This is a genomic window from Undibacterium sp. Di27W, assembly GCF_049340345.1.
Taxonomy (GTDB): Bacteria; Pseudomonadota; Gammaproteobacteria; order Burkholderiales; family Burkholderiaceae_D; genus Undibacterium.
Map to the genome: position 1 here is coordinate 98,200 of NZ_JBMPOS010000017.1, position 26,098 is coordinate 124,297.

General features: G+C 49.3%; 23 protein-coding genes. 7 read left to right on the top strand and 16 right to left on the bottom strand.

From position 1 onward, the window contains the following. Positions 1 to 22: 22 nt before the first annotated feature. Positions 23 to 979 (bottom strand): quinone oxidoreductase family protein, encoded by a 957-nt coding sequence (locus tag ACO0LF_RS27000; RefSeq protein ID WP_423019730.1) that lies wholly within the window; start codon positions 977 to 979, stop codon positions 23 to 25. Between the two features lie 101 nt (positions 980 to 1,080). Between ACO0LF_RS27000 and ACO0LF_RS27005 the strand changes: the two genes are divergently transcribed. Next, positions 1,081 to 1,533: a MarR family winged helix-turn-helix transcriptional regulator gene (locus ACO0LF_RS27005; protein WP_423019732.1), complete on the top strand. Its 453-nt coding sequence runs from the start codon at positions 1,081 to 1,083 to the stop codon at positions 1,531 to 1,533. 277 nt (positions 1,534 to 1,810) lie between these two features. Here the strand turns inward: ACO0LF_RS27005 and ACO0LF_RS27010 are convergent, their stop codons facing one another. The 3 genes from ACO0LF_RS27010 to ACO0LF_RS27020 all read right to left on the bottom strand — a co-directional run bounded on the left by ACO0LF_RS27010 (position 1,811) and on the right by ACO0LF_RS27020 (position 5,624). Next, positions 1,811 to 2,218 (bottom strand): hypothetical protein, encoded by a 408-nt coding sequence (locus tag ACO0LF_RS27010; RefSeq protein ID WP_423019734.1) that lies wholly within the window; start codon positions 2,216 to 2,218, stop codon positions 1,811 to 1,813. A gap of 293 nt (positions 2,219 to 2,511) precedes the next feature. Next, on the bottom strand, positions 2,512 to 3,759 hold the full coding sequence (locus tag ACO0LF_RS27015; protein ID WP_423019736.1) for an amino acid--tRNA ligase-related protein: 1,248 nt from the start codon (positions 3,757 to 3,759) through the stop codon (positions 2,512 to 2,514). A gap of 419 nt (positions 3,760 to 4,178) precedes the next feature. Then, on the bottom strand, positions 4,179 to 5,624 hold the full coding sequence (locus tag ACO0LF_RS27020; protein ID WP_423019738.1) for a TonB family protein: 1,446 nt from the start codon (positions 5,622 to 5,624) through the stop codon (positions 4,179 to 4,181). A gap of 155 nt (positions 5,625 to 5,779) precedes the next feature. Between ACO0LF_RS27020 and ACO0LF_RS27025 the strand changes: the two genes are divergently transcribed. Beyond that, positions 5,780 to 6,895: a metallophosphoesterase family protein gene (locus tag ACO0LF_RS27025; protein ID WP_423019740.1), complete on the top strand. Its 1,116-nt coding sequence runs from the start codon at positions 5,780 to 5,782 to the stop codon at positions 6,893 to 6,895. An 84-nt stretch (positions 6,896 to 6,979) separates the two neighbouring features. Here ACO0LF_RS27025 and ACO0LF_RS27030 read toward each other — a convergent pair whose 3' ends face one another. From ACO0LF_RS27030 to ACO0LF_RS27070, 9 genes are all read right to left on the bottom strand, one after another. Next, positions 6,980 to 8,638, bottom strand: coding sequence for a hypothetical protein (locus ACO0LF_RS27030; protein WP_423019742.1), 1,659 nt, complete (start codon positions 8,636 to 8,638; stop codon positions 6,980 to 6,982). 166 nt (positions 8,639 to 8,804) lie between these two features. Then, on the bottom strand, positions 8,805 to 9,044 hold the full coding sequence (locus ACO0LF_RS27035; RefSeq protein ID WP_423019744.1) for a hypothetical protein: 240 nt from the start codon (positions 9,042 to 9,044) through the stop codon (positions 8,805 to 8,807). Positions 9,045 to 9,820: 776 nt separating this feature from the next. Continuing rightward, positions 9,821 to 10,966, bottom strand: coding sequence for a serine hydrolase domain-containing protein (locus ACO0LF_RS27040; protein ID WP_423019746.1), 1,146 nt, complete (start codon positions 10,964 to 10,966; stop codon positions 9,821 to 9,823). A gap of 414 nt (positions 10,967 to 11,380) precedes the next feature. After that, positions 11,381 to 11,659: a hypothetical protein gene (locus tag ACO0LF_RS27045; RefSeq protein ID WP_423019748.1), complete on the bottom strand. Its 279-nt coding sequence runs from the start codon at positions 11,657 to 11,659 to the stop codon at positions 11,381 to 11,383. Between the two features lie 79 nt (positions 11,660 to 11,738). Further along, positions 11,739 to 12,245 (bottom strand): DUF4240 domain-containing protein, encoded by a 507-nt coding sequence (locus ACO0LF_RS27050; RefSeq protein ID WP_423019750.1) that lies wholly within the window; start codon positions 12,243 to 12,245, stop codon positions 11,739 to 11,741. A gap of 953 nt (positions 12,246 to 13,198) precedes the next feature. After that, positions 13,199 to 13,621 (bottom strand): hypothetical protein, encoded by a 423-nt coding sequence (locus tag ACO0LF_RS27055; protein ID WP_423019752.1) that lies wholly within the window; start codon positions 13,619 to 13,621, stop codon positions 13,199 to 13,201. Positions 13,622 to 13,704: 83 nt separating this feature from the next. Then, positions 13,705 to 14,031 (bottom strand): hypothetical protein, encoded by a 327-nt coding sequence (locus tag ACO0LF_RS27060; RefSeq protein ID WP_423019754.1) that lies wholly within the window; start codon positions 14,029 to 14,031, stop codon positions 13,705 to 13,707. Positions 14,032 to 14,072: 41 nt separating this feature from the next. After that, on the bottom strand, positions 14,073 to 14,654 hold the full coding sequence (locus ACO0LF_RS27065) for an NUDIX hydrolase (RefSeq protein WP_423019756.1): 582 nt from the start codon (positions 14,652 to 14,654) through the stop codon (positions 14,073 to 14,075). 152 nt (positions 14,655 to 14,806) lie between these two features. Next, a complete protein-coding gene (locus tag ACO0LF_RS27070; RefSeq protein WP_423019758.1) occupies positions 14,807 to 15,280 on the bottom strand; it encodes a hypothetical protein in 474 nt (157 codons plus the stop codon). A 1,029-nt stretch (positions 15,281 to 16,309) separates the two neighbouring features. Between ACO0LF_RS27070 and ACO0LF_RS27075 the strand changes: the two genes are divergently transcribed. The 5 genes from ACO0LF_RS27075 (at position 16,310) to ACO0LF_RS27095 (ending at position 23,339) form a co-directional block, all read left to right on the top strand. Continuing rightward, positions 16,310 to 18,598: a pre-peptidase C-terminal domain-containing protein gene (locus tag ACO0LF_RS27075; protein ID WP_423019760.1), complete on the top strand. Its 2,289-nt coding sequence runs from the start codon at positions 16,310 to 16,312 to the stop codon at positions 18,596 to 18,598. A gap of 309 nt (positions 18,599 to 18,907) precedes the next feature. Beyond that, positions 18,908 to 20,563: an AAA family ATPase gene (locus tag ACO0LF_RS27080; RefSeq protein ID WP_423019762.1), complete on the top strand. Its 1,656-nt coding sequence runs from the start codon at positions 18,908 to 18,910 to the stop codon at positions 20,561 to 20,563. 2 nt (positions 20,564 to 20,565) lie between these two features. Further along, entirely contained in the window at positions 20,566 to 21,402 is an 837-nt protein-coding gene (locus ACO0LF_RS27085) for an HNH endonuclease (protein ID WP_423019764.1), read from the top strand. A gap of 388 nt (positions 21,403 to 21,790) precedes the next feature. After that, positions 21,791 to 22,519: a hypothetical protein gene (locus tag ACO0LF_RS27090; RefSeq protein WP_423019766.1), complete on the top strand. Its 729-nt coding sequence runs from the start codon at positions 21,791 to 21,793 to the stop codon at positions 22,517 to 22,519. Positions 22,520 to 22,610: 91 nt separating this feature from the next. Beyond that, positions 22,611 to 23,339 carry a hypothetical protein gene (locus tag ACO0LF_RS27095; RefSeq protein ID WP_423019768.1) on the top strand — a complete coding sequence of 243 codons (729 nt, stop codon included), beginning with the start codon at positions 22,611 to 22,613 and terminating at the stop codon, positions 23,337 to 23,339. A 333-nt stretch (positions 23,340 to 23,672) separates the two neighbouring features. Here the strand turns inward: ACO0LF_RS27095 and ACO0LF_RS27100 are convergent, their stop codons facing one another. From ACO0LF_RS27100 to ACO0LF_RS27110, 3 genes are all read right to left on the bottom strand, one after another. Next, complete coding sequence (locus ACO0LF_RS27100) at positions 23,673 to 24,125, bottom strand: hypothetical protein (RefSeq protein ID WP_423019770.1); 453 nt, start codon at positions 24,123 to 24,125, stop codon at positions 23,673 to 23,675. A 100-nt stretch (positions 24,126 to 24,225) separates the two neighbouring features. Continuing rightward, positions 24,226 to 24,552, bottom strand: a complete 327-nt coding sequence (locus tag ACO0LF_RS27105; RefSeq protein ID WP_423019772.1) for a hypothetical protein — start codon at positions 24,550 to 24,552, stop codon at positions 24,226 to 24,228. Positions 24,553 to 25,175: 623 nt separating this feature from the next. Continuing rightward, on the bottom strand, positions 25,176 to 25,856 hold the full coding sequence (locus ACO0LF_RS27110; RefSeq protein ID WP_423019774.1) for a hypothetical protein: 681 nt from the start codon (positions 25,854 to 25,856) through the stop codon (positions 25,176 to 25,178). Between the last annotated feature and the right edge of the window lie 242 nt (positions 25,857 to 26,098).

A 26,098-nucleotide genomic window follows, 5' to 3' on the forward strand; every position in this document is an offset into this window, starting at 1 on the left:
ACGTTTAAGCATGGGTATAGCTTCATCCCATCGTCAATACCAGACGCGGCATGGCTGATTCCCTGGTCCAGTTCTCTGCCACTGTAGAAAGTGCCGCCGTCTCGACAGCGATCTCAAAGCGCCCCGGTACTGCGGCCTGCAAGACCTCGCCGATCGACGCAAACAGGCGCTCAGGCGGGATACTGCCTATGCCGCTGCCCATCAATACCAGGGCGGAGGAACGCAATGCCGCGCTGGGTAACTGTATGTCTTCGCCACTGGCAGAACCAACTTGTATAAAGCGCACGGGCACTGCCTCCTGGCCTGCCCTGGCCGCAGCAATGATGAGTAGCTCGGCACTCTGGCCCCACAGATAATCGACGACCACATCGACACCTGCGGCGAATTGCTGCTGGAAGGCGGCTTCCATCATTTGCCGGTCGTCGCCCAGCGGGATTACTACGTCAGCGCCAATTGCCTGCAGGGCTTGCAGTGCCTGCCGGTTGCGACCGGTGGCGATCACTTTTTTTGCGCCCAGGTATTTTGCAATCTGCACTGCCAGGCGGCCTGCCGTACCAGTAGCACCATTGATCAGGACAGTTTCGCCCGCCACCAGTTTTGCCCTCTCCTTCATTGCAGCCCAGGCAGACATGCCGGGGTTGGCGATGGCAGCTGCCGTCACATCATCCAGCGCCTCTGGCAAGCGTATGCATTGCGCCGCCCTGACCACGCTGCTTTCTGCCATGCTGCCAAAGGGTGAGCGTGGCAAGGCGAAGTAGACACGCTGCCCATCCTCCAGCAAGCCCACGCCATCTATGCCCACCACAAAAGGCAAGCTGCCCGTCGCACTGTAATGCCTGCCCGAGGCACGGCTCTTGACCACAGGGCTGAGCGCCGCTGCCACGATCTTGACACGCACCTCACCATCACCTGCGACAGCTTCTTTGAAATCGCCATAGATGGGTGGCTGGCCTGCTTCGACTACGATTGCTGCTTTCATATCTGCTATCCTTTGCCAGGTTGACTCAGGCTTCATCACGATTGATGCGCTGAATATACGTGCATTATACACATATATGAGAATAAGCAAGGACAAGAAAAATGAAAAAAGAAATTGGCGAATTGCGCGCTGCCCTGATGGATATCACAGGCGTTTTGAACCGCCCGCAACCCGATGCCGCCCTGATCGCCGCCGCCGGTGTCGATCTTGACCGTGCCCTCTTCCCCCTGCTGGTGCGCATAGAACGGCTGGGCCCGATAGGCATCGTTGAACTGGCAGAACTGGTGGGGCGCGACCATAGCACCGTCAGCCGCCAGATCGCCAAGCTGGAAAGCCTGGACCTGGTCAGCCGCTGCCCCAGCCCACAAGATGGCCGCGTCAAAGCCGCCATCATCACCGAGCAAGGCCGCGTGATGACAGATGCCATCGATAGCGCCCGCCAAAAGATCATAGAAAAAATGCTGAGCGACTGGAAAAAAGAAGACGTGCGTGAACTGGCCCGCTTGTTGCGGCACTTTGCAGATGATGCGCTGGCCTGGGTGGGGACTTTGTGAAAATGGGGATGGCGGTGGCCAGGTTTGTGGATGAGGGCAAGATGTCATTGCCGCTGCATTTGATTAAGCAGCAGGGTGCGCAACGATACGGTAGTAATTGCGACATGCCAATGCAACGAAAGCCACTAGATTCCAGCCTGCGCTGGAATGACGACTTTAAGGCCAGGATTAGATCGGCGCTGTAGAGTTTGATGCCCCTCACCCATCACAATGTCATCCCAGCGCAGGCTGGGATCCATCTGCGCAATATCCAACTGCATGAAGTAACGCATAAGTTTCAAGAGTTAAACCGTACATCGAATAACAATTCCCTTTTATAACGCCCATTCCAATAACATTGCGATGCAGCGACGAGCGCGGCTTTTATTTCTTCCGTCATTTGCGCAAGCTCTGGTGGGACAACGAATTTGGTGATCGTGAATATCAATGTAACGCCGTCACCACTTCGTTGCAAGGCATCATAGCCTTCAAAGGCCACGGCCATTCCTTGCCAGAGTAAATTGTAGTAGGTGGGACACTCTCCCCTACCTGGCGCAAGATCGCCATGGCCGCCAAGGTCGAGGAAAATAATATCGCGCTCATCATCAACAACGCCGCAGGATTGCAAGGCATACACAGGGCCGTAAACCCTCTTGGCATAGCCCTGTAACTCACCGCCATCTAAGTTTTTGAATTGGAATGTCATCGTCTGTTACTCATTTTCTGGAATAATGCATTAAAAAATGGTGCGCACGGCGCACCCTGCTGCGGAATGATATTGCAAGAGCAGTGACATATCAATGAGACGAAAGCCGCTGGATTCCAGCCTGCGCTGGAATGACGACTTTAAGGCCAGGATCAGATTAGCACCATAGAGTTTGATGACCCTTCCCCATCGCAATGTCATCCCAGCGCAGGCTGGGATCCATCTGCGCAATATCCAGTTGCATGAAATGGCCTGCGAATAGCGCCCTGCCACATTCATCTACCACTCCCCCCTCAAGGCGACAAGCGTCCCGGCCCTCTATGTATGAAGCTCGCTTCTTTGATTCCAGGCAAGCCCAGGAACAAGGCGGTCAAGCGTGCCAGGCCCAGGCCAAAGCCGCCGTGTGGTGGTGCTGCCAGTTTGAATGACTCCAGATAAAATTCCAGGCCTTTTCCTGTCAGACCTTTTTCTGTCATTTGCGCCATCAGGATATCGTACCTGTGCTCGCGTATGGCTCCCGTGGTAATTTCAACGCCGCGATAGAGTAACTCAAAACTCCGTGTCAGGCGTTCACCTTCACGCATATGGTAGAACGGCCTTTGCTTCCATGGTACGCGGGTCAGTGCCACCAGCTCATGGCCTTGCGCTTGCATCATTGCACCGAGTTTTCTTTCCTCTTCTGCACTGAGCGACTCGTCGCCGGACACGCCAAGCAGGGCCTGCGCTTCTGCAAATTCGAGGATATGGCAGGCAGCCGGAATCGTGGCTTTGGGATAGTGCAATGCCAGTTCTGGCCCCATTCTGGCGATCACCTGCGTCAAAGCTGCAATGATCATGGCAGATTCCAGTGCGATGATCTCCAGCTCGCTTTTGACGCCTTCCAGTTCAACGTCGAAGGAGATGAACTCCGTTGCATGGCGAGAAGAAAAACTGGGCTCTGCCCTGAACACAGGGCCAACTTCATAAATCTTGCCCAGGCCTGCCATGATGGCAATTTGCTTGTAGATCTGCGGTGACTGGGCCAGATAAGCCCGTTCACCAAAGTACTTCACTTCAAATACTTCTGATCCTGATTCTGACGGTGCGCCCATGAGCTTGGGTGTATGAATGCCGATGAAGCCCAGTTCTCTGAGATAGCAGGTCATTTCCATTTCGATTTCGCTTTGCGCTATCAGCGCCAGGGCCTCTTTACGCTCGCGAAAGCGTGCCGCCGGCCAGGCCAGCTTGGTCCCGATTTCACTATCGCTGGATATGGGCCACTGTATCGTCGGTGACAGCAGCTCCAGCGACTCTGCCTGTATCTCAAAGCCACCAGGCGCCTGCGTTGATGCGACGACTTTGCCTTCGACTGCGGCATACGCCTGCTGCATCAATGCCTTCGCCTGTTCACGCGCCGCGCCGGATGCCACGACTTGTACTTTGCTGGCGCCAGACTGCAAAATGACGAATGCCATTTTGCCCTGTATGCGGGTGGTCGCCACGAATCCTTCTACTCTGATGGTTTTTCCTGCCTGTACTGCGATTTCCTCGAATGTAAACATGTCCTTCTCCTTGATTGCGGGTTGATGAATGTGCCGCCTTCGGATTCCGGAAATAAAAAAGCCCGGAATCTCCGGGCTTTTTGTATCGTTTTTCGCTCTTCAATCAGATAATGCGAAACGACACCAGCCCGAGTTCGAGTTGGTATCATTATTATTGATGGAAGCAACAAGCAGCAAAACCTCGCACGCGCAGGCGAAGTCAAACCTGGAGCGCGGCTCCGGCGTACTTGCTATGCGTGGATACAAAGTAGTTTGCGCAGTTTGCATGAGTGTTGTCAAAAAATGGATGGGTGCCGCAAGGCACCTGACAATAAGCCTATATCAAGACTATCGTGGATGTCAATAGGGCTGGATGGGCGCGCAGCCCACCTAAACCAGGGTAATTATTGTGACAGGCTGACTGTCTCCTCAATAACAAGCTACTTGCGGGTGAAGCGCATGATGGCGTTATTGATTCTGGCTTCGCCATTAATGAGCGTTGGTTTAAATCTGCATTGGGCGAGTATGCTCCTCAGCTCAGATGTCAGGGTGTAATTCTTTTTGTAAAGATCGCTGGAGAAGTTGTATGGTTTTCCTGCCGCATCGATCTTGAAACTGAAGTCAGTGTCCTGAGACTGGGTATCAGTCATCATCAATTCGAATTTATCTGACTTGCAGCTATCAAAGATTAATTCCGGTTTTGGGTAAGGTTTGCCACCTGAGTTGGCTTGCCAATCCTGAGAGAAATGCACCCATGTCTGGATAGGACGCTCTTCATAGCTTGCAGCTTGAAATTTGCATGATGTTGCGGCCTGAAGTGCCATTGCATCCAATTGTTTCCAGCCACTGCTTTGAGAGATATATTTACCTGCGACCTCACCATCTTCAGTGATTAAAAACGACAAGTTAGTCGAACCAACAAAGGAGTATGGAATAGCAGCATATGAGAAGGAAGTGATCTGGCAACTCCCTGCAATCAAGCTCGGCAATTTGAGTTTTGGATTTTCCACCTTGGTAAATACTGGATTATCGGGCTTCAGCATGCCTTGCATTTCCGTCTCGACTAGCCTGGCAAGCTCATCACGACTTGTTTCCTGATAAACCTTGATTAAATCCAGCACCGCATTTTTTTTGTAGGAAATGTCTGTGCCAAGTACAGGTTTTTCAGGTAATTTGCCAGGATAAACGGCCTGCTTCAAATAATTCTCGGCTTTATCCCAATTCTTTTGCTGCATGTAAATCTTGCCGAGAAAGGCGAATTCCTCATCGAGCCGATTGCCTATCTTTGCCACGCTGACTGTTCTAAATATCTCTATCGCTTGCAGAGATGCTTTTTCCGCCTCAAAAAATTGTTCCTGCAATACCAGCAGTTCGGCATGCTTGTGCAAATATTCTGCATAAGAACGGTCATTCAGTTGTGGGTTTTTCTCTTTGAATGCCAAAATTTGCAAATCAAGCTTTTGCGCCTGCTCTAACTGTTTGGACTTGATATGTAAATCCAATTGCTGGGTAAGGGCTCTTAACAGCAAGACAGGGGAAGTGTCTTGCACGCTTTTAGCTACCGTTTGTGCCTGCTCATTCAAAGACCAGCTCACATCCATGCGCTCTGGATTTCTAGCAAATTTGCCTGCCGTGGAGATCAGCTCATTGACGATCTCTGTTTTGCCTGCATGGGCGACGTTGAGCAAAAGCAGAGACAATAGAGGTACAAAAAATAATTTCTTCATCATAGGGTTTGGTTTGCTAAGTAGCAAAAAGCAAAGGGAGAGAAAGGCGGTAATATATCTCAAAACGTGAAACAAGAATTCATCAATGCATCTGCTTTCTGCGTGTTGCTCATAAAACCGGTATAGGCGATCCTTGCCTGGTCTAAGAGTGGTGCGCACGGCGCACCCTACAAGGTGGTGGTGGCCTGCACATATCACTGGGAAATATCGCTTTTACCTGTTCATGAGCATGCAAAGACTGCAGAACACTATACTGTTTTATTCCTGTCATATAGCCCCCCTATACTCTGCATATTTTATTCTCAGAGTTTCCTATGTCGACCACACCAGCCAGCCAGGCTTGCAAGCTGCTAGCCAGTTTTACTTTTGCCATCTCTACTTTGCTGGTGCAGCAGACCGTGTACGCGGCCAAGCCTGATCCTGTGCTGGTTTCGTTTGCGACCGTGGGTGATTCGCGTGCCGAGCCGGGGCCGCATTTGAACAGGCAAGACCAGATCTGGCTGCAAAATACCAGGGCCGTGACACGCATATTGCGTGAAATCCAGACCCAGCGCCCAACTGCGCTGTTCTTTAACGGTGACATGGTCATGGGTTATACGACGGACAAGGCCACCTTCAACCGCCAATATGCGTTCTGGCGCGGCATGGTGGCCAATCTGATGGAAACCGGCACCTATGTCGTACCCGTGCCCGGCAACCATGAAGTGCAGGAGCGCAGCAAAGACAGCGCAGGCAAAACCCAAAAAGCCGCCAGCCTGGCCAATGAAAACATCTGGCGTGAGAACATGGGCGATTTGATTGTCGACACTGAGCGCTGGAAAAACATCGTCGGTAAAGAGCTTGCTGCTTTCCAGGTGGACAATGCCCCTGTCCCAGGTGGCCCGGACAATATCCAGACCAGCCAGTCACAACTGAGTTTTTCTTTCGACTTTGCCGACAGCCATTTCGCCGTCATCAATACCGACCCGGTAGGCAATGATGGCCATGCGCCTGCCCACTGGCTGGCAGAAGATTTCAAGCAAGCCAAAAGCCGTGGAGCCAAACACTACTTTGTGTTTGGTCATAAACCAGCGTACACCTATTTCTACAAAGCCGATGTGAACCTGGATGGACTGGATATCTACCCTGACAACCTGAAAGACTTCTGGGATGTGATAGAAACCTATCAGGCCAGCTATTTCTGCGGGCACCAGCATATTTACCATGCCTGGCAACCTACCCTGGCCACGGGCGGCAAGGCCTGGCAAGTGACGGTAGGTTCGGGCGGTTCGCCATTCTCGGCCAAGGCAAGCGACAGCAGTAAACCACAAGACCGCATGTATGCCTGGGCCATCGTCAAAGTCCATGCCAGTGGCAAGGTGCATCTGGATGTGTATGGCTTTGATGAGCACTATGGCAAAACACAAAAACTGAAATCCGTCGATTTCTGAACCTGCCTGCCCTGCAGTGATGACGCGGCAAGCGCTATCACTGAGGCAGTCAGAGCCTGATTCAGCGCATTATTAGAGTCAGATTCAGGGCCTGATCTCCACCGCCAGCGGTTGCAGGCGCACACCACCGCCACCGACATTACTAGCGCTATTATTGGTGACCACCTGCAAGGCAGTGATGATCTTTTGCATGTCATGCAGCCACCTGGTTGATTCGACCGAGGTGTAACTGTCCGAGCTCGGGGGTATGCGTGCTCTCCTGGCTCTTTCTGCATCGGTATAAGTACGCTGCAGAAAATCATAGCCCCAGTCACGTTTGAATTGCGCGGTGAAAGAACCATCCGGGCCAGATTCCGTACCGAAATAATAGGAGGGGAAACCGGTGCTGTCGACAATATAGGCACCATAGTTTTGCAAGGTCCAGGCCAGTTGCCTGCCAGGCTCAGTCTCCAGATTGAGGCTGTCGATACTCAGGCTGGCAGGCAGGGCCAGCAATGCTCCCATACTCATGGCCGGGTTGACATTGGCTTGTGCCAGATAGCCATAACTGGTCGCATCTGCCGGGTTGGCAGCACCGCTGTCGGCGACCAGGGCAGGCCAACGATGGCAAGGCGGCAGCGTCCCGCCAGGCGTATTCGAGCATTTTGGAAACACTACGCGGCTATCGACGTCCAGCTTCAAGACATGGCGTGGTGCCGGCTGGTTGGGGCGTAATTCTCCCAGCCTCAAGGTGCCACCTATGGTCGACAATTTTGAGCCGCCATGCGCGCCGGTAATGCCTGTGCCATACAGGTCTTCATCACTGGGTTGCCTGATGTAGACCAGGGCAGTTGCGGGCTCACCGGCATTGCAGCGGGCTATAGGCTGGATTTGCTTGAACGTGCGCCCGTCGGGCATAAGGAAAGCACCGCCATTATTGCCACGTGTGGATGGCACTATGTAGTCAGCAGGCATGGGCACGGTAACCAGCAAGGTGCTGGTCGTGGTTGAGCTGATGACATCATTGACAGGATCGCGGTTATAGCAACGGTTGATGCCCGTAGTATGAGGCACAGCCTGGCGCTGCCAGGCGGCGGTGTTGATATACACATTGGTCAGCGGTGCGCCTGGATTCAGGAACAGATAATCGTCATCATTGCCAGATATAAAGAAGTAAAACGTCTCATCTGCCGTCCGTCCAAATACCGCAGGCAGGTTGGCGTGGCTGTAGATGGCATTTCTGCCTATAGGCATATTCCAGATACTGTCAGAACTAAAAGGCCATTTCAGCGGATCGCGGCTGGTCTGCACAGGCAGCGTGCGTATGGATGGTTGCAAAGCACCTTTTGTATCCACCGCAATAAAGTGCAGATTGTATAGGGTGGAAGGCAGCAGGCTGGCAATGCGCTGCACTGCAGCCTGATTACCCGTGATGCCAAAAGCCGTGCCATTGCGTTTCAGGTTTTCTGGCGTGGGGCTAGCGATACCATCTGCCAGCACCTGATAAAAGCCCGTGCTATTGGCATCATTGGTGACGCTAAAACTGAAACCTGCGGTCTCAATATTGTTGATATTTAAAGCCAGGGTTGCCAGCGTGCTGCCGACACTCGCCGGTGCCGGTGCCGGTGCCGACGCTGGTGGCGGTGCCGCGTTATTCGCGTGGACACTGCCACCATCGCCACCATCGCCACATGCCGCCAGCGAACCCGCGATTGATAGCATGACAAACAAGCGGCCGAGCGACGACATCGATGCTGTATTCATCGACGTAAAGCTTGTTTGGGGAAAATTTGACTGCAGGTTTTTATTGTTTATCATCACAAGAGCTAATCCAAAAAAATCAGATCATACGTCGGGAATAAGAGCCTGCCTGGAAAATACATGCAGCTGGTGTCAATGACAGATAGCTAGCTGGAGATCTTTCAGGCGATCAAAGGATGGCATCATCGGCATATGAATGACAGGCTTCAAGCTGTCCGTTCAGCGGAAAAAATAATGTGATGTTATCCGCTCTGAATTCACGCCAGAAAACCAAAACCTGATTCACTCCCATGAAGATAAATATCCCAAAAAGCAGCGCTCCTGGAACACAATAAATCCCTTTAAAAGGGAAAGCAACTGGAGTGAAAAATTTCTGCAAAAAATGCGGTATATTGAAAGCGGTGCGCACCGCGCACCCTTATTGAATGGTGATTGCGTCATGCCAACGCGCATCTCGTAACATCCCGCAGGTACGATTAGCGCAGCGCAATCGTACAAATCGCAGACATGCCATATCGCCAGCCATGGGCAGGGACATGAAAAATCCCCAGGATGTTAACGCGTTTTTGCGAGGCAGCAGTCATTACCATCACCCGCATGCGTACGATTACGCTGCGCTAATCGTACCTACACTAGCTATCTCGAAAAAAAACCCGCATCACCAGGTAGGGTGCGTTGTAACGCACCGTATTGAATGACGATCATGTCATCCAACGCGCATCTCGTAACATCCCGCAGGTACGATTAGCGCAGCGTAATCGTACAAATCGCAGACATGCCATATCGCCAGCCATGAGCAAGGAGATGAAAAATCCCCAGGATGTTAACGCGTTTTTTGCGAGGTAGCTGTCATTGCCACCGCCTGCATGTGTACGATTACGCTGCGCTAATCGTACCTACACTAGCTATCTCGAAAAAATGAAGCTGCGTCACCAGGTAGGGTGCGTTGTAACGCTACGCATTGAATGACGATCATGTCATCCAGCGTGCATCCTGTAACATCCCGTAGGTACGATTAGCGCAGCGTAATCGTACAAATCGCAGACATGCCACATCGCCAGCCATGGTCAAGGACATGAAAAATCCCCAGGATGTTACCGCGTTTTTGCGAGGCAGCTGTCATTGCCACCGCCCGCATGCGTACGATTACGCTTGCGCTAATCGTATCTACGCCAGCTACGTTAACTACTGCCCATTTTTCCCCGGCAAACTCTCCAGCACGGTCGCAATACGCCCTGCCAAAGGCAAATACCCAGGTTCATAGTTGGACAGCACGACTACGGTATAACCCGCGTCGAGATACATATCGAGCTTGCCGTAAACGCCGGGCATTTGCCCGCTGTGGCCAACAACTTTGCCTAAGACGCCTTTGCTCAATTCAAAGCCATAGCCATAGCTGCCTTTGTCGGCACGGCCAGCAGTCTGGTCTTGCCAGAATAATTGGCGTGTCTCTGGCTTCAATAATTCCCCTGCTTCCAGTGCCCGTGAAAAACCCAGCAAATCATGGACGCTGGAATAACCTGCACCATATCCTTCGCCACGCAAGGGCATGAAGAAGGTGTTTTCCTTACGGCTCGCGGCCGCCCCAATATAGCCGGTGGCAAGATTCTCCAGGCTCTCATCCCTGACATAATTGTCAGTGCTACTCATACCCGCAGCCTGGAACACATGCTGGCGTAAATAGTCATCGTATTTTTGCCCTGAGGCTTTTTCTATGACGGCCCCCAGCAAAAGCATGCCTAAATTGCTGTACAAATAATTGCTGCCCGGTGCAAACTCCAGCCTGGCTTCACGGGTGAAGACCTTATAGCCATCCAGACTTCTCAATGCGGTCAACTGCATATAAGGGCTGTTGAAAAACTTGTCGGTAAAAATATTACCGAGGCCAGAGGTGTGCGACAGCAATTGGCCTATCGTGATTTTCTGCGCCACTTCAGGTGGCACCCAGCTGGCATCCAGATACTTGTCTACTGTATCCCCATACGACAAGCGCCCGGCTTCTGCCAGCTGGCCTATGGCAACTGCCGTAAACATTTTACCGATCGAAGCAACATTGAACCTGGTCTCCAAAGTGTTCGCCACATGATAGCGCTTGCTGGCCTCGCCACAGGCCGCTTCACTGATGATCTGCCCTCCCCTGGCAACCAGGTAGGCACCAGAAAATTCATCCTTGCTGCAAGCCGTCTTAAAGACTTCCTGCAACCTGGACTTCAATTGTGCTTCGACATCAGGGGCAAGCACAGCGCTTGCGGCAGACACACCGGTTTGGGCAAAAGCCGGACCAGCAACAGCCAGACTCACGATCAGGGGCAATGCACGACGTAGACGCATACTCTTCCTTGGCAAATAGTTTGAAGTGGAAACCTGCCAGATCAATTACCCGGCAGCTACCGCTGATGACATCGCAGATTTTATCTGATTACAAAATTAAAGTAAGCAGAATTGCAAGTATTTTTCATGTCAGAGAGGTTGACCTTGTATACAGGGCGAAAGGCAAAACGCCGTATTTGTAGGGTGCGTTGCAACGCACCAGTTTTGCGGAATGCGATGCGAAGGCATCATATGGTTTTAAAAAATGATCGCATACGGCACACGCATTTATAGGCGCACAAGTGGTGCGTTATAACGCACCCTACTGCCATGAAGACAGGTAGAAACCTCTCGCCAGCCTCACGCATTTCTCTGTGGCTCTGTGTCTCTGTGGTGAGTTTTCAGGTCTTATTTTTTGTCTGTCAGCACGGTGCGTTATAACACACCGTGCTGGACTGAAAGACGCGATGACCGCCGCACGCGCGCGACGATACCGCAGATGATTGCGCACAACGCAAAAAAAATGAAGCCTATTGCACAGACAACAAACAACATGACAATACCTGTACCGCAAACGAATCCGCCGTTCTTGCTTTGCTCATTCGCCCAGACAGAAAATTGCCAGTATTGGTAAACTCCAAAAACGATGGGCAGCAAGGACATCATGCCAAATATCCGGCTCCAGCCGCGCCATGTTTTAAAAAGATTCGCCATTTTTCATCAGAAAATTTATGTAAGACCAAATAACGCTAAGCGGTTTTACGACGCAGCCTCTTTGAGTATCTTGCCAGTTTTAAAAAAACTTCGCGCAGAGTTTGGGGAACAGCGTCTCCAGATCATCTTCGTCCCAGTTGCTACCTGTAGGCTCGCGACGATATGCAATGGCATGCTTGGGAAAGTCTTTGCTGGCCTTTCCTGTTTTTTCTTCCCATGCCTTCCAAGCGATATACTGAAAACCCTCTACCTGGCAATCACCATCTTCATCCCTGACGACGTCGGCCAGAGAGTCAGGGTCCAGCAGGGCTGCCTCATAAACCTTCTCTCCTCTGGATATCAGCCAGCCCCTGAAGTCCATGAAACCATCATCTGAGCACCCGCCGCCTATGACGTAAGCCGCACCCCACAGGCCCCAGTCGTTGGCCCGGTGATGGTATTCGCTGAAGATACGGTCAAAGGCGACTATGTCGTCTGGCGCCAGCGCAGACAAGGCCAGGCCCAGGGTATCAATTTGTTGTTCTGCATCGTCTTTGGTGGCAAGACGTGCTGCATCTATCAGTATCCAGAATGTCGTGTTGTCCATAGCTAATCTGTATGATTGTTGGGCGAGCTTCATAGGGATGTCAGCATGCAGTGTGAAAAACAGTGGCGTCGATTCCTCTTTGAGGGGCATTATCGCTCAATCATCTGGATAGTACCAGCACCGCAGCTTGGTGCCATGCTAAAACTCCATTCGCCCATGGCCCAGTATCCAGGCTCAGGATGATGACATGATGAATTCGCGATTAAAAATTTGAAGAAAATAAACCCTCTATTGAGACTCGCTATTCCATATAAGACTTACGAAAAATTGTCCCAGTACTCGTAGGTATGATTAGCGCAGCGTAATCGTACAAATCGCCTGCATATCATATCGCCATTTTTGCCGCAGTGAATCGCCAGCACGTTCAAAACCGCAGATGATTTTTTTGACTTTCTGCATATACCACAACCTGCATGCGTACGATTACGCTGCGCTAATCGTACCTACGCACGCTACAGCCTCATGCATTTCTCTGTGGCTCTGTGTCTCTGTGGTGAGTTTTCAGGTCTTAAGTTTTTCGTCTTTCAGCACGGTGCGTTATAACGCACCCTACTTTTTTATCTCAGTATTTGTAGGGTGCGTTGCAACGCACCGATTTTGAGGGATGTTAATGCAATGCGAAGGTATCATTTGGTTTTAAAAAAATGATCGCATGCGGCCCACGCATTTATAGTACTCGTAGGTATGATTAGCGCAGCGTAATCGTACAAATCGCCTGCATATCATATCGCCATTTTTGCCGCAGTGAATCGCCAGCACGTTCAAGGACGCGGATGATTTTTTGGATTTTCTGCATATACTACAGCCTGCATGCGTACGATTACGCTGCACTAATCGTACCTACGCACTGCATATACCAAAGCCTCATGCATTTCTCTGTGACTCTGTGTCTCTGTGGTGAGTTTTCAGGTCTTAAGTTTTTCATTTGTCAGCACTGTGCGTTTTAAGGCACCCTACTGGCCAGGGTATTTTTTTGAACACAAATTCTTTTCGACCAGAGTATCAATTTTGATTATGTAGTGCTGACGCTCCCGTGCAACACCAGCGGCGGCCACTATTTCTGGCATAAATACATCTCGTCCACAAAAGCGGACATTGTTCTTTTTAAGCGCAGATATCCAGCGATTGTCTATATCCTTTTCATAAAACTGGAAAGCTTCGGACTTGCCATTTTTCACTTCATAGCAATTTTCCTTGAGTTCCGATTTACACAAATAAATAGATTCATCAAGACGATTTTCTATAATGACCAGATATTCAATTTTGCGTCCGTACAAACAGCCAGTCAGCCCGGCAAGCAAAAAACATACGATGCATGTTATTTTCAAGCTGCTCTGAAATAGATACAAAATTCTGACTCCTGTCTTCGTTCGCATTAACGTTATCATTGACGTTATCATTAGCTTAGCCATTGCGCGTTCATCTTTTTATCACGAGCAAGAGCATTGTGATACAAGTCTTATTTGCTCATCCATTTTTTCAGCAAACGTTTTTTTAATGCCGCGCGCTCCTGCGGCGTACGACCCAGGCGACTTGCCCTGCTTTCTGCCGCAGCAGCCTGACTTTGCAAAGACCGGTAGATGTGCCCGTCCTTACCCATACTCCAGACATCACTGACCTGTTTTTCCAGCACAGGCAGATGAGCCCCTAGCCCCTCCGGTGTTGCATTGCCCAGGGCCATACGTTCAGTGCTGCGCCAGCGCCTGTGCCAGCGCTTTTTATCGTCCTTTTCACTTTGACAGACGCAGATACCAAAGACTGGCGTTTTGCGGCGGCTATTGCTCATGGTGTGATGCCTTTCAACTTGCGGTATCTATTGCAGGCACTCTACTTGCTGCCTTGGCATGCATCACCCAAAGCCAGGGTACAGGAGTTCTCGATATTTGTTAATTTGGCGAGAAAGCGCTTCATATGCGGGTCTGTGCGCTCAAGCGGAACTTCGTCGAACTGAAACCAGCGTACATCGCTAAACTCGCCTTCGTCAAATTTGAGGCTTTGGTGGCGACTTGCGCGCACTACGTACCACAGCGAAACATCGGTATGTCCCGCCGTCAGTCCAACGGTCGTCGTTATAGTGATGAATACAGGTGCCTCTATTGGATGTGAGGCCACAAAGCCGAGTTCCTCTTCCAATTCACGCGCCACTGCAACACGCGGGTGCTCGCCTTGCTCAACATGCCCACCTGGCAGAAGCCACAACTGGGCATTCCTATGATCGACCAGCAGGACATGGTCATCATCTACGACGACAAAATAGGACACAAGATGCATAGGCGGCGTGGCTGGCTTTGCAACGCGACACAAGTCAACTCCCGAATCTATCCACGCAAGGCAGCGGGAAATATCCTCACCTTCCATGGCATCGAAGGGAGCGATAGAAAGAACCTCATTTCGGATTTGCTTGCGCATAATAATCGTCAGTAGTGTATTGCCATAGTCGGCTCGAACAGGAGCGCATTATGCAACAAATCGCTTGCTGGAACTACATCAATACAGATAGTAGCTGCGAGAACTGGCCACAAGTCAAGGCGGTGCGTTATAACGCAGCCTACTGGTCTATATTACTTTTCAGCCTGCGACATGTGGAGCAATTCAGCATCCACTTCATTCAGCAGATCTTCCAGTTTTCTCGGTGCAGGGCTATCAACAAAAGTCTGTGCGATTTGGAATGGATCTAGCATAGGATTCATATTTTTCAGGCTGGCAAATTTCCCGACGACATATCGTGCGAAATAGCGAGAGTTCTCTATGTCATTGACATACCAGCATCCGCTATATTTTTGCACGAAATACTCACCGATAAATTGGCCTACTCTTAACATAAGCCATGTCCTGTCGTCGTTGTCTGCAATCACCATGTTTTGCAATGCGCTATCCAGATAGTTTGCAAACATTCCTGCATTTTTTAAAACTTCATGTGCCGGCTGAATTCCCATTAAACCAACAAACTCCACCAGTGTTGGAATAAGGCCTTCATAAAATTCATCCAAACCGTCTTTTCGCTTATTTAATAATTCAATGTCTTCTGGTTTCATTGAGAGTTCGTTTCAAAATAGATGTTTCTACAAATCATGTCGAGTAGGTCTCGGCGCGCCGATGATGCTAGTTAAAAATATCGTAGCAATATAGAGTAATCAGTAGGGTGTGTTGCAACGCACCATTTTAAGTTACGGCAATGCGACGCAAAAACATTATTTGGATGTTCAAAAAAGACGAATAATTTGCCTGTTCACCTATATGTGTACAAGTGGTGCGTTATAACGCACCCTACTTCCTCATGCAGGCTCCGGCAATACACCCGCCCATCTGCAACCCCATTCCCCAACCAAACGGTCACCTAATCCCGTCAACCTCCGCCCCAGCACCCAAAACTATATATTTCATTTACCAATATGATTCAGGCATAACGAAATCTGTAAGAAAGCTGTATCACGATGGCTGAAAATGCTCATTTTTTAAGCAGAAAAAATGAAAATAAATGCGCAAATTGGCATAGAGAATTTGCTCTATTTCGTCTTTTTTGCCCCCATTTGTTGCGATTTCGCAACCGGTTTTGGACCTCTGATTCATATATTTTCAGTAATGTCAGTATATCTTTTCCTCTATGAAAATAAGTTTTCAAAAATATCAAGATGCTTGAGCAAAAATATTTGTATATACATACATTCTTATTGCTTTTGACATACTGTTAAAGAATGTTAATAATCGGCTTTCGTTACAAAACGACAAACTGGTATTGGTCATTTAGCTTGCCGTTTTAAATTTTAGCAGTGCCCCTAAGCTTGCATGACGTGTGTCTATGCAAGTGGTCTTACTATTGTCTAAAAGAATTGTAATGTGAGAAATCTGATCAATTACTTGCATGGCAATACGGCACAGAAGGACTGGCCACGCGCAGCCAGTCTGGATGTTCCAGGTGAGTAGGCTTAACACGGTGCGGATACACCGTTTTTGTCTGATCACAGTCCCTGTTTTGGGAAGAGCAGGGATAGTAAAAAGCTGGACCGGCGCCGCCAACAAGCACCGGTCACATACTTCGTATCAAAACAACAAGGAGAGAAGTAATGCGTATCAGTTGTAATCTCAAACTACTAACCGGTGTCTCCATGGCCATGGCCATGCTGTTCGATACAGCCCAGGCAGCAGAGCAATGGGCGCCGACAGCAACCAAAGCAACCGCCATACCGGCCACCGTGTCTGCCAAGGCAGCCCCGACCCTGATGCAGGCGGGTGCCCCTACGCAGGTGGTGGTCGCGCTCAAGCTGCGCAACAAGGCTGAGCTCGATACCCTGACTACGGGTATCCTGAATGGCAAAAATGTCCGTACTATTTCCAGCACCGAGTTCATGTCACGCTATGCGCCGACTACGGGACAGGTACAGGCAGTGGTTGATCATTTGCGCAGCAGCGGTTTCGTGAATATCTCCGTATCTGATAACCGCATGCTGGTGACAGCAGACGGTGCTGCAGCAACGGTGAAAACAGCGTTCAATACCGATTTGCACACCTACTCGGTCAACGGCCGCTCAGTGCAGGTGAACCTCAGCGATGCACAAGTGCCACAATCCCTGTCTGACACGGTGCTGGCTGTGCATGGTCTGCAAAACTTGCACACCTACCGCACCCATCTGGTGAGGCCTAAAGCCAATACCCTGGCCAACTCGGGTCATAACCCTACCGAGTTTTCCAATATCTATAACGCCAGCAGCCTGCCTAGCGCCGTCAATGCCACCATCGGCATTATCACGCAAGGCAGCATGACGCAAACCATCAAGGACTTGAACACTTTCACCGCCAAGGCTGGTTATCCTACGGTGAATGTGCAAACAGTCACGATAGGTTCCCCCAGCTCTGACACGGCCGGTGTCGGTGAATGGAATATGGATACCCAGGATGCATTGGCAACTGCCGGTGGCACGATCAAGAAAATGATCCTGTACACAGCAAATACGCTCAGCGATGCTGACATCACGGCAGCCTATAACCGCGCTGTTACTGACAATGTGGCCAAGGTCATCAACGTATCTTTGGGTGAGTGCGAAAACGATGCACAGAGTTCTGGTGTCATGGCCAGTAATGACCAGATTTTCCAGACTGCGGTCGCACAGGGCCAGACTTTCTCAGTCTCATCCGGTGACTCTGGCGCGTATGAGTGCGGCGGTCCTGGTACTTCGCAAAGCTATCCATCGGTATCACCCTATGTGATCTCGGTGGGCGGTACTTTGCTTAATACCTCGGGCAGCACCTGGGTATCTGAATCGGTGTGGGCTTGTACCACGGCGGCCAGTTGCCAACAAAGCGCAAGCGGTGGCGCTGGCGGTGGACCATCTTTGACGACAGCAGCACCTAGCTGGCAGCTCAGTTCCGGCGTCTTGGGTTCTTCTACCAAGCGCGGCACGCCAGATATCTCGTTTGATGCAGACCCGGCCAGTGGTGCCCTGGTGATTGTCAATGGTGCCAACGAGCAAATCGGTGGTACCAGTCTGGCAGCACCGATCTTCACTGGCTTTTGGGCACGTGTACAGTCGATGAACAATAACAGCCTGCCTTTCCCTGCTGCCGCAATTTATCAAAAAGCAGCAGCAACACCAGGCATGTTCCACGACATCACATCCGGCAGCAATGGTGGTTATACCGCCAAGGCAGGCTGGGACTATGCCAGTGGTTATGGTAGCCTGAACATGGCTAACTTTGCTGCTGCCATGGGTTCTACGCCACCACCACCTAACACCCTGGTCAAGGACGTACCGGTCAACGGTATCAACCTGGCTACTGGTGCCAACCTGGTGTATACCTTTGCAGTACCAGCCGGTGCAACCAACCTGACGTTCAAAACATCGGGCGGTACAGGTGACGCTGATCTGTATGTACAAGTGGGCGCAGCACCAACGACCACGACCTACCTGCAAAAATCAGATGGTTCCACCACCACTGAAAGCATCACAGTTGCAGCACCAACAGCAGGCACTTATTATGTTCTGTTGAATGGCTATTCCGCTGCCAGCGGCGTCAGCCTGGTGGCCAGCTATCAAACTGGCACACCACCTAATGTGTTGAACAATGGCGTACCAGTCACAGGCATCAGCCTGGCGTCTGGCGGCTCTGCGGTCTACACGTTTGTGGTACCTGCCGGTCGTCCATCGGTCACATTCAAAACCAGCGGTGGCTCAGGCGATGCTGATTTGTACGTGAAACTGGGCTCTGCTCCAACGACCACGTCTTACCTGCAAAAATCTGACGGTGCCAGCAACAATGAAAGCATCACCGTCAATTCACCTGCAGCCGGTACTTACTATGTGCTTGTCAAAGCCTATAGTGCAGTCAGCGGCTTGAGTCTGGTGGCTGCGGATTAAGGCATGTACTGATCTGATTTTGATTTAAAAGTAGCGGCAATAAGGCCCCGGGGTAAAATCCGGGGCCTTATTTTTTGTCCCAACACTGCGTGTAATTCAGCAATACAAACTAGTTCCCTAAATTACATGAATGTATAACACTAGCGTTGCTACCGACTGATATAAATATGTCTTTTAAATTGATTTAAAAAATAATTGCGATACAAAAAAACATCATTAAAATAGAGTAAAGAATACTACGTATGAAGCTAATTCGCTGTCGAATGTTCTTTAAGAATCTAGTTTCCATTAACCTACTTTTCCTCCCATATGGATGAATTTCCTCTAAAGCCGCAGATTTATTTCAGTGTGAATAGAGGTAGTGCACTGAATATGAATCCTGGCATGATTGTGATTTGCGCTCCGTCAGACCGATGGAACGATTTTGGACACCAGACTATTTTCGATTTTTCATTGGTCATTGCTCCTGGCGAAATAATTTGGAAGCGCTTTAGACTTGCATTTTTGAACTCGCCTAACAAAGATGAAAGCGAATACGATATCGTCAGAGATGTTTTCAATCGTGGTGCGACGGAAATTCTATCACTCGACAATTTTCCTCAATTTTTTACAATGCAATTAAATGCTGCTGCGTACCGTGATCTTGCCAAAGAATTAGGAGAAAATACAGCTCGCAGCATACTTGCCGCTTTAAACGATGTGGTTGTAGCAGAGCATAGTGAAGTACAGCCACCTTGGTTAGAGACGGCCCTAAAATCTAGCGCCTTCAATCGTTCCTTCTTGCGTTCCCCGGAAGGATTTCTTGCGTATTTCGAAGGAAATAGTGCACTCACTGGGCGCGTTTCGCAATTTGATTCATTGCCTCCTAAAACACTGAACCTTAGTTTTCAACTCGATGGTTTTTTAAATCCACATGAGTTTAGGTTCTCTTTTGATCCGGACAGTTTTTTGCCAAAGCGTATGGCAGCAATTATTGGCAAGAATGGTGTAGGAAAGAGTCGTGCATTAAACGAATTGGTGCTTGCAGTACTAGGTCGAAAGAACAACATTAGCGATGCGATAGGGGGCTTTCCGAATATTTCAAAGATTATCGCTATTTGCACTCCAGGCGAGACAGAGTCAACATTTCCTCCCATGGGAAAGATCCCATCTCCGATTCAATATATCAGACTGTCAGCAATTCCTGGTAAAAACTTCACAAGTTCCAACGAACCTTTGCCTATAGCATTGCAAAAACTGGCAAGGCAAGACGTAGATCACAATAGCTTCCGGTGGGATATTTTTCAGCACTCAGTTGAGTCCATTGTCAATTTTGATGAGCTTCGAATTGTCCCTCATTCCTTGTTTGCCGAAAGGGAGGGCGCGGACCAGCCATTTAGAAGTGTTAGATTGATAGATTTGAATAAAGGAAATGAAAAATTGCGACTTGATTCAGCAATGAACCTAGATAGAGATGGGGTCCTCGCACATGGTTCCAACCCTCTTAGCAGTGGTCAAATTTCTTTTATTCGTTTAGCTGCCCAGTTGTGCTTACACATGGACTCTGGCACTCTTGTCCTTATTGATGAGCCCGAAACTCACCTACACCCAAGTCTCGTGATGGAATTTGTAGTCATGTTGAATAGCATAATGGAAATCACAAATTCTATTGCTATTGTTGCGACACATTCTGCCTATTTCGTACGAGAAGTACCAACAAGCCAAGTACACGTCATAAAGAAGACAGACTCTGGCAATGTTCAAGTTGGTACACCACGACTTAAAACCTTTGGTTCTGATATTGGAGCAATTTCGGATTTCATCTTTGAAGATGATTCAACTAGCAGGATTATCAGAGACGTCGCTACTCGGCTTAATGAGAATAAATCTAAACTCAATGACTGGGAGAAATCACTTGGCGATGAAATATCTACTGAAGCCATGATGTATCTTAAGCGATCGCAAAAAAATAAGAATGATAATTAAAAATGAAATACCTTGGCCCGCCTAATCATGATGACTCACATGTCATCCGAACCTTGTATCCGCTTACAAGATTTCAGAACTTTCCGTTATTAAATCAAAGCTTATTACAAATAGAAGCGGAATATCAACACTATAAAGAGTCTCGCGGTGACCCACATTTGCTACACCAGCCATTAGCATTAGACAATGCGTTAAAGAATGAACTGCAAATAGACTATGAAAGAAAAATTAAAGTTTTAGAGTATATTTCTGAAATTAGGTACAGGGCTTCGCCAGACATCTGCCCTCTATGTGGTAGTTTTTCAATAGGACAAGTTGATCACGTGGTTCCCAAAAAATTTTATCCAGAATTCTCTTTATTTTCTCACAATCTGGTTCCCGCTTGCGGTTGTAATCAGACTAAATTAACAAAATTCAAGGGGCCAAACGGAGAAAGGTTTCTACATCCCTATTATGATATTGTGCTAAAGGAACGTATTTGTTATTTAGCTTTTTCGGGTAGTGTAGATGCACCAGATTTAGACGTTGAACGAGTGCTTCAATATGTGAGCAACCAACAGGTAAAGTTTCACATCGAATCTATAGTCAAGAAGACCAACATCTTTAATTGGGCAAGCAATGAATGGTCAAAGATCAAAACTAGACCAAACCGCTCTATATTTCAAAAGAAGAATGGTTCAGTGAGCCGCTCAGATATAAAGAATATGATCGAGAATGCGTTCGTCTCATTTGATGAGGAATTTGGTTCACCAAATAATTGGAAGTCCATGTTCTACTATGGTCTTGCCTTACGAGAAGACTTTCATGAGAATATTAGAGATTACGTGAACGCTGCTTAAGTATAAATTCGTTATTTTTTATGAAAACGCTTTGTCTTACTATGTGCTTGTCACAGCATAGAATACAGTCAGTGGCTTGAGTCTGGTGTCTTGAACCAGTAGTAGCTGGTAAGTAGTATCATGTAGGGCCTCGGGTTAATGTCCGGGGCCTTTTTTTTGGGAGGGGAAAGTGATGCGTTATAACGCACACCACTCCATGTGACCCAGGGGGATAAATGAGCAACAAGTATCAACAATTGCCGAGAATTTATAGTACGACCTATTTCCGGCCAAGCCGCTCCTGCAGATGAAATCAAGTCTGTAGGGTGCGTTGTAACGCACCGCCTCGCTGCTAAAAAAACAAAATGGTAAGATCATGCTCATTTGCATCTGGCAATCAAGGACATCAATGAGCGACACGAATTTTGCCATCGTCGAGAATATTGAACACGGTGACAGTTATGGGATACTGGAATATGAGTTATTGTATGCACTCAAAAACTCAAGCAATTTAATCATGCTGAAGATCGTCACCCGGGAGGCATCACTCTGGTCGATCTTTACGACCTTGTTTTTCTGGGAACCACTCCTGCGGTTCCTCGCTCTCTACCCGGCTTTGGTCATCCTGTTGTTCATCGCCCGAAATTTCGTCGACATACCAACACCTGTCATCAGTCAGCATGCCGTCTTGCTGGCCTATGTCATCTCAGTCTGGCTCACGCTGCGCAAGCAAACCCCGATGCAGGATTATCGCAGCAGGAAGCAGCACGTGGGCACAAAAACCCTGCATCTGGATTTTGTCAAGCAAGTCATGGTGGCAGAAGAAGTGTATCTCTATTTCCCGGAAAAAAATCGGCTCTGGAGCATTGCCCTGAAAGACTTGCAAGCCTGGGCATTGTGGCATGAAGACGATAAAAGATTCCAGGAAGACGGGGACCGCATAGACTCCCTCAACATTCATATCCGGCCCCGCCATGTCAATGACCTGGATATGCACTGGGTCAGAAAAAAGCTGGGCGATCCTATTTTTTATCATCTATACGATAAAAATGATGCCGCCGAGACCGCGCTGGCCAAAAAGAAATTCGATGAAGTCATGGCCATGCTCAGTGCACACCAGATTTTTAAAAACGCATGAGAGCGCATCAGGGATTGGTAGAAATCAGTATTGATGCCTGTGCAGCGCGGTTTTATAAGGCACACCCCGCATTTACGAGCAAAGGAAATCAATGAGCAATACCAATTCTGCCGTCGTCGACAATTTCGAGCGTGGTGGCGGCTATGGCATACCAGAATCCGAGTTGCTGTATGCGCTCAGAAAAAAGAGTAATCTGGTGATGCTGAAAATCGTCAGCCATGATGCATCGCTGTGGTCTGTTATTGCCGCTTTGTTTTTATGGGGACCGCTGCTGTGGGGGATAATTCTCTATCCGGCTTTTGTCATCCTGTTGTTAATCATCCGAAATGTCGTGGACGTACCAAACCCTGTCATCAATCAATATGCCGTCTTGCTGGCCTATGTCACTGGTGTCTGGCTAACGCTGCGCAAGCAAACCCCAGTGCAGGATTACCGGACCAGAAAACAGCATGTAGGCACAAAAACCCTGCATCTGGATTTTGCAAAGCAATTACTGTTGGCAGAAGAAGTCTATCGCTTTTTCCCCGAAAAAAATCGGCTATTGACGATAGATTTCAAAGACTTGCATGCCTGGGTAGTATGGCATGAAGGTGATAGAGAGCATCGCGATGACGAGACCTGTATAGATTCTGTCAGCATTTATATCAGACTCAAACGCGCAAACGCCATGACCATGGCCTGGGTCAGCAAAAAACTCGGCGAGCCGATTTTATATCATCAATATGATAAGGACGATGCAGCCCAGAGCGCCGCAGCCAGAGAGAAATTTGATGAAGTCATGGCTATGCTTAATGCACATCAGATTTTTAAAAACGCATGAGCGCGCATCAGGGATTGGTAGATATCAGCATTGATACCTGCGATGAGGCTGCGCCACTCGCAAATCTCGCAGCAATTCAGACAATGTAGGGTGCGTTGCAACGCACCGGCCGTGATGCTAAAAAAAGTAAAGTAGGATGCGTTGTAACGCACCGGCTGTGATGCTAAAAATAGTACCGGCAATGCAAAATCGGTGCGTTACAACGCACCCTACAGACTACCGTGCGCACCGTTTCAAGCCTGACATCAAGCACAAAAAAAGACGCGCCATCCCGAATGATGGCGCGTCTTTTTGTTTGATGCTAGTCCTGCTGACTACAACAACTTACACAATTTATTTTACTGCCGCTGTCTTGGAGCTACCTGTCGTGCTAGCCGCTGCGACTTTGGCCGTGTCTGTTTTCACTTCTGCCTTCACGTCAGGTTTGACTTCTGTTTTCACATCAGTCTTGGCCTTGGCATGTTTTTCATGGGCGACATGCTTGACATGCTTTTCATGTTTCTCTACTGCTTTTTCTGCATCCGATGTCACAGGCTTGGCTTCTGCTGGTGCGACGGCTATCGATTTAGTTGTAACAGGCGTCGCAGGCGTTGCAGTCGATGCCATGGCAGTGGCAGTCACCACTTTCGCAGTTGGGGTAGCAGTAGCTGCTGAAGCCGGTGCCGTTGCCACTACTGCTGGTGCTGCTGTCGCCACGGTTTTATTTGCTGTCGTAGCAGGTGTTTGTGCAAATGCGCTACCCATAACAACTGTGGAAGCGATGAGAGCAGTGATCAGTTTGTTCATTTTAATATTCCTTGATATAGATAGTAGAGAGAGCGATTCTTGTTTCTTCCGGCAGCCCATGCTGCCAGTGTTCTTACTTATAGCTTGATAGCGTGACGACTTATTTCGATGCTGCTGTTGCTGAAGCGGATGCTGGTTTTACGTCTTCTTTCTTGGCTTCTTTTTTAGCGTGCTTTTCATGCTTGACTGCTTTTTCAGCGGCTGGTGCTGCTGGAGTCGATGCTGCTGGCGTGGACGCTGTAGCTGAGGCAGAAGCTGCGACTACTTTAATTGCCGGAGCAGATTTCGCTACACTCGCTGCTGCCGCTGCTGCCGCTGCTGAGGCAGGTTTCGCTGCTGTTGTTGCAGAAGCACTCGCTGGTGTCTGTGCAAATGCGCTACCCATAACAACTGTGGAAGCGATGATGGCGATGATCAGTTTTTTCATGATATTTCCCTCTTTATGTTTGGGTTGATTTGCTCGGTCTTGCGTTTCGTTTTCTGTTTCGTAGTGTTGCTACGTAAGCCAAAAACGCCGCCCGAAGACATTGCGTTGACGCAAAAAACCACAGGACATGGGGCTTAGTGTTGTTGTTCTAAACGGTGTGTGGCTTGTCAACCGTTTGCGGTGCTGGCGCGTTACGCGCGTAGGGATAAAGAAAATCAAGACCTCTTACCACAGCCTTGTAGGGTGCGTTACAACGCACCATCATGCCAAAGCCCCATATTCTCTCTACATTGCGTGATCACACAACGGTGCGTTATAACGCACCCTACTGTCGCCCAGGATGAATGCGCAAATTGCACATGCGTCTCTGTGCCTCTGTGGTGAGATTCTTGGACTGGTGCGTATGGCGCACCTTACTCGTGGCCAGGTTTTGTAGGGTGCGTTATAACGCACCATGCCAACGAATCATATTCTCTCTATATTGCGTGATCACAAAACGGTGCGTTATAACGCACCCTACTATCTGCCCAGGATGAATGCGCAAATTGCACATGCGTCTCTGTGCATCTGTGGTGAGATTCTTAGAGCGGTGCGCATGGCGCACCGGTTTGCCATTACATTTTTTACTTGGCATTTCCACTGGGGTTCCCGCCCAGCCTGCCCCATTCCACCACGTGAGCAAAGTAGCGCACTTCCTGCTTCTTCCAGGCCAGGGGATGGCCTGCGAAGCCGGTTTTCAGGCTGGTGCTGCTATAGTTGCTGCCACCAGCCTGGATGATTTGCGGGCCTTCTGTTTTGATTTCATCGTCTGATTTTTCACTGGGGCGCACAATGGCGATGTGACCGGGCTTGTTGTCACTGTGATTGCGGTAACTGACGACCACTACCTCCCCATGATTGGCCCTGTCTTGTGCCTGTGCGGCGCTACTCAGCTCGCGCCAGCCTTGCGCTGCCCCCTGGCCAGAGAGCCAGTCATATTGGGCATTGGCTAAAAAATCCTGGCCATGCTCAGGTGGGCGCAACAGATAGATGCCTGCACGTTTGGCCGTGGCGGCAACAAAGGCGCTGCAATGGGTATGCTTGCCATTACCCTTGACGATCCTGCCATCTGGCTCGCCACTTTCCCAGTTTACATGGACACCGGCAGGCCATAATTCTGTGACACGGGTCTGGTCCAGCAGTTTTTCAAGAGCATGGCCATCGGCATTGATTTCGCTGGCATGGACAGGGCCACACCAGCTCGCGCATGACAGCGCCAAAACCAGCATACCTGTACAACAATCAGAAAATTGCATTTTTTTCATGATGGCGTTTCCTCACGAATAGAGAGACACAGCTTTGCAGTGAACATGGAGTACGCATTATAAGACTATAAGACCGTATACCATGAGGGCAGGACTCCCATTCCGGCGAGTTATTTATTGACATCTTGCACTATGAAGCTGCATCTCGATTGCAGTCAAAAGCAGCTGGTGGCAAAAGAAGTCTATCGTTTTTGCCTGGGGAAAGTCGCGTAGTGACGCTGCCGTTTGAGCAAATGCATGCC

Coding starts and splice junctions, on each gene's coding strand:
- ACO0LF_RS27075 (WP_423019760.1), top strand. CDS start 16,310: ATGCGTATCAGTTGTAATCTCAAACTACTAACCGGTGTCTCCATGGCC.
- ACO0LF_RS27030 (WP_423019742.1), bottom strand. CDS start 8,638: ATGAATACAGCATCGATGTCGTCGCTCGGCCGCTTGTTTGTCATGCTA.
- ACO0LF_RS27080 (WP_423019762.1), top strand. CDS start 18,908: ATGGATGAATTTCCTCTAAAGCCGCAGATTTATTTCAGTGTGAATAGA.
- ACO0LF_RS27000 (WP_423019730.1), bottom strand. CDS start 979: ATGAAAGCAGCAATCGTAGTCGAAGCAGGCCAGCCACCCATCTATGGC.
- ACO0LF_RS27105 (WP_423019772.1), bottom strand. CDS start 24,552: ATGAAAAAACTGATCATCGCCATCATCGCTTCCACAGTTGTTATGGGT.
- ACO0LF_RS27050 (WP_423019750.1), bottom strand. CDS start 12,245: ATGGACAACACGACATTCTGGATACTGATAGATGCAGCACGTCTTGCC.
- ACO0LF_RS27025 (WP_423019740.1), top strand. CDS start 5,780: ATGTCGACCACACCAGCCAGCCAGGCTTGCAAGCTGCTAGCCAGTTTT.
- ACO0LF_RS27070 (WP_423019758.1), bottom strand. CDS start 15,280: ATGAAACCAGAAGACATTGAATTATTAAATAAGCGAAAAGACGGTTTG.
- ACO0LF_RS27055 (WP_423019752.1), bottom strand. CDS start 13,621: ATGCGAACGAAGACAGGAGTCAGAATTTTGTATCTATTTCAGAGCAGC.
- ACO0LF_RS27040 (WP_423019746.1), bottom strand. CDS start 10,966: ATGCGTCTACGTCGTGCATTGCCCCTGATCGTGAGTCTGGCTGTTGCT.
- ACO0LF_RS27085 (WP_423019764.1), top strand. CDS start 20,566: ATGAAATACCTTGGCCCGCCTAATCATGATGACTCACATGTCATCCGA.
- ACO0LF_RS27005 (WP_423019732.1), top strand. CDS start 1,081: ATGAAAAAAGAAATTGGCGAATTGCGCGCTGCCCTGATGGATATCACA.
- ACO0LF_RS27110 (WP_423019774.1), bottom strand. CDS start 25,856: ATGAAAAAAATGCAATTTTCTGATTGTTGTACAGGTATGCTGGTTTTG.
- ACO0LF_RS27095 (WP_423019768.1), top strand. CDS start 22,611: ATGAGCAATACCAATTCTGCCGTCGTCGACAATTTCGAGCGTGGTGGC.
- ACO0LF_RS27065 (WP_423019756.1), bottom strand. CDS start 14,654: ATGCGCAAGCAAATCCGAAATGAGGTTCTTTCTATCGCTCCCTTCGAT.
- ACO0LF_RS27045 (WP_423019748.1), bottom strand. CDS start 11,659: ATGGCGAATCTTTTTAAAACATGGCGCGGCTGGAGCCGGATATTTGGC.
- ACO0LF_RS27015 (WP_423019736.1), bottom strand. CDS start 3,759: ATGTTTACATTCGAGGAAATCGCAGTACAGGCAGGAAAAACCATCAGA.
- ACO0LF_RS27010 (WP_423019734.1), bottom strand. CDS start 2,218: ATGACATTCCAATTCAAAAACTTAGATGGCGGTGAGTTACAGGGCTAT.
- ACO0LF_RS27100 (WP_423019770.1), bottom strand. CDS start 24,125: ATGAACAAACTGATCACTGCTCTCATCGCTTCCACAGTTGTTATGGGT.
- ACO0LF_RS27090 (WP_423019766.1), top strand. CDS start 21,791: ATGAGCGACACGAATTTTGCCATCGTCGAGAATATTGAACACGGTGAC.
- ACO0LF_RS27060 (WP_423019754.1), bottom strand. CDS start 14,031: ATGAGCAATAGCCGCCGCAAAACGCCAGTCTTTGGTATCTGCGTCTGT.